Raw genomic sequence first — 3,457 nt, 5'->3', positions numbered from 1 at the left:
GCGTGGGGACCGCAGCAGGCGGCGGCGTGGACGGCCCCGCGTGCGCAGGCGGCGGCGGCGGCGCGGTTGCCCTCGCGTACGCAGGCGGCGGCGGCGGCGTGGATGCCCTTGCGTACGCAGGCGGCGGCGCGGACGGCCCTGCCGCGGTCGGCGGCACCGAGGCCATCGACGAACGCCCCGACGAACGCTTGAGTTTGCCGGTCTTCGCGCGCTCGAGCCCCTGGGTCGCCTCGGCGTCTCCGGCCTTCATGCGCAGCACGCGCCGCCAGGCATCGGCAGATTCGCGCACGTCGCCGAGCTCCTCCTCCCACAGCCGCGCGACCTTGCGCGCGAGCTCGGCGCGGATCGCGGGATCACGGCCGCGGAGGATCTGATCCTCGTAGAGCTGGATCATGCCGCGGTGATCGCCGAGCTCGGTGAGCAGGTTCGAGAGCTCGTTCATCACGTCCTGATCGGCAGGCGACAGGTCGTGGAGCTTCTTGAAGTCGACGCCCGCGCCCTTCTTGTCGTTCAGCGCGTCTCGGCGCAGGCGCGCGCGGCGCTGCAGGAGCTTGCGGACGAGCGGGCCGTCGAAGACCTCTTCGAGCGCGCGCGTGAGCGTGGCCTCGACGCGCGGCAGATCATTGAGCTCGCGGCCGAGCGCCTCGAGCGCGTCGAGCGAGGCGTCGTCGACGTGCGTGACGAGCGCGTCGCCGAGCCACTTGAAGGCACGCTCGACGTCGCCGAGCGCGCGGTGCGCGATGGTCGCGGCGCGCCGGAGGAGCGCGCTCTTCGTGCGTCCGCCGTCACGCGAACCCTGACCGCCGCCCGCGAGCGCCTCGGCCAGGATGCGGCGCAGCCCCGTGCCACCCGAGCGCTCGTCGCCCGCGGTGGCCGCGGCTTCGAGCGCGACGAGCGTCTCTTCCTGGACGCCCGCGCTGAGCGCGAGCTCGAAGAAGCCACGCGCGCGATCGTTCGCGCCGCGCTCGGCCGCGACCTGCGCCGCGCGCGCCAGCGCCGCGAGCCGATCCGCCGGCAGGCGGCAACGCCCGACCTGACGCTCGTACACGTCGATCACCTGCGCGACGTCCGGCGCGAGCGCCGCGAGCCGCGCGAGCAAGGGCTCGACCTCGCCCGATGGGACGCTGGCGAGCGCGCCTTCGCCGTGCTGGATCGCCTCGTTCGCCGGCACGGACGCGGCGATCTGCACCTCGGCCTGACGCACCATCTCGGCCGCGCGCGCGGGGCCCGAGACGTCCTTCGCGAGCAGGTCGTGCGCGACGCCGAGGGCGTCGAGATCCTTCAGCTTGATCGAGAGCTGCTCGAGCTGCTCGGCGAGCGCACGATCTGCGCCGCGCGAGCGCGCGAGCTCCATCGCCACGCGCGCGGCGTCGGCATCACGGCCGACCTCGATGAACCGCTCGAACGCGCCGCGCAGCGCCTCGTTCCGCGCCGGGCCCGAGCCCGACTCGTTCCACGAGACGAGCTTCGTCGCGACGAGCCCCTTCCACCCGAGTTTGTCGCCGAGCTCGACGTACGCGCGCCGGCACGGCTCGTCGCCCGTCTCGGCGACCTTGTCGAGCGCCGCGAGCGCCTCGTCGCCGCGGCCGAGTTTGTCGAAGAGGATGTCCGCGACCCTGCGGGTCATGCGCGACATCTCCTCCTCGTCGCCCTCGACCTCGATGAGGATCTGCAGGAAGTGCGCGACGCGCGGCCAGTCCTCGACCTCGGCGCAGAGCCGCTCGAGCCGGCCGATCGCGTCGAAGTCCTCCGAGTCGGCCGCGTGCACGATCTCGAGCGCCCGGATCGCGCCGCGCGGATCGGCGAGGCGGTTCTCGTAAATCTGCGCGAGGCGCTGCGCGAGCTCGACCTTCTGATCGTTCTCGGCCAGCGCGACCTCGCGCTCGAGCGCCGCCGCCGCGCCTTGCGGGTTATTCCGTCGCTCTTCGAGATCCGCGATCGCGGCGAGCGCGACGCGGCTCTTCGGATCGAGCGTCTTCAGGATCCCCTCGTACCGCTCGATCGCGCCGTCCACGTCGTCGAGCCCCTCGGCCAGGATGCTCGCCTCGCGCAGCGCGTGGTTCAGCTTGTCGGCCGGCGCCTTCGTGATCGCGCCGAGCCGGCGCAGGAGCTCCACACAGTCCTGGTGATCGCCGCGCTGCGCCGCGTCCTCCACGAGCACCGCGAGCGCGCCCTCGTCGTCGCCGTCGGACAGCACGAGGAGCAGGCTCTCGCGCGCACCCTCGTTGTCGCCGAGCGAGCGCTGCACCTCGGCCGCCGCGCGACGCGAGGCCACGCGCTTGCCGCGATCGGAGAGTTTTTCCGCGCGCCCGAGGAGCATGTGCACGAGATCCGAAAGCCGCTCGGCCGCGCGATACTGCTCTTCGAGCGCCTGCACGTACGCGTCGTTCGTCGGATCGATCTCGGAGGCGCGCTCGAGCCGGATCACCGCGCCCGGCGCGTCGCCCGCCTTGAGCAGGAGATCCGCCGCCTGCGCGAGGAGCGTCGCCTGCTGCTTGCCGTCCGTGAGCTCGGCGCGCTGCTCGATCGCGTTCGCCGCGTCGGACATGCGACCCGCGGCCGTGTACGCCTTCTCGGCCTGCTCCCAGATCTTCGCTTGCTTGCCGAGCTCGGCGGCCTCGGCGAACGCATCGCCCGCGGCGCCCGGATCGTTCAGCTTCAGCCGCAGCTCGCCGAGCTTCTGCAGGAGCCCGGCGCGCGTGTTCGGGTCCGTGAACCCGGTCATGTTGTCCGCGATGGCCTGCGCCGCGAGATCGATGCGCTCGCCCTTCTCGTAGAGCTTCACGGCCGTGTTCACGGCCTGCTCGTCCTCGGGCATGAGCGACGCGATCCGCGTCCACACCTCGGCCGCGGCCACGGGATCCTTGCGCTTCGACTCGTGCAGGCTCGCGAGCTTCTTCTCGATCGCGAGCTTCTGCTCCGTATCGGGCGTGCTCATCGCATCCTGCTCGAGCACGGTCGCGAGGTCGTCCCACTTCGTCGCGCGCTCGAGCAGCCTGCGGAGCTGATCCCGCGCCTGCTCGTCGCCGCGATCGATCTGGCAGAGCTGCTTCCACGCCGCGATCGCCGTGTCGATGTCGCGGAGCTGCGACTCGCACATGCCGGCCACGTCGCGGAGCTGGGCCTTGCGCGTCTCGGTCGAGACCGTCGGCACGCGCGACGCCGCGAGCAGCACGTCGCGGAGATCCGCGAACATGCGCTTCTGCCGCAGGTACTCCTCGACCCACGAGAGCGCCTCGGAGTTCGCCGGATCGATCTTCAGCGCCTCGCGGTACTTCGTGTACGCCTGCGGCTTCCGTCCCTTCTGCGCCTCGGCCGAGGCCTCCTCCAGGAGCGCGTGCACGTCGCCCGCCGGGACCGCCGGCTGCGCCTGCATCGCGACGACCGAAGGCGAAGGCGCGCGCGGCTCGGGCGCGGCGGCCGCCGCGGGCGCGGCTGCCGGGGGCTGCGACGGCTG

General features: G+C 72.7%; 1 protein-coding gene. It reads right to left on the bottom strand.

Features of this window, described 5'->3' with window-relative positions; all coding sequences use genetic code 11:
- The coding region (locus QHF83_RS53015) for a hypothetical protein (RefSeq protein WP_282425831.1) at positions 1-3,457 on the bottom strand (3,457 nt) is incomplete at both ends.

Source organism: Polyangium sp. 15x6, assembly GCF_029960785.1.
Taxonomy (GTDB): Bacteria; Myxococcota_A; Polyangia; order Polyangiales; family Polyangiaceae; genus Polyangium.
The sequence above is the reverse complement of the archived record's forward strand: the minus strand, read 5'-3'. Positions and strand labels throughout refer to the sequence as shown.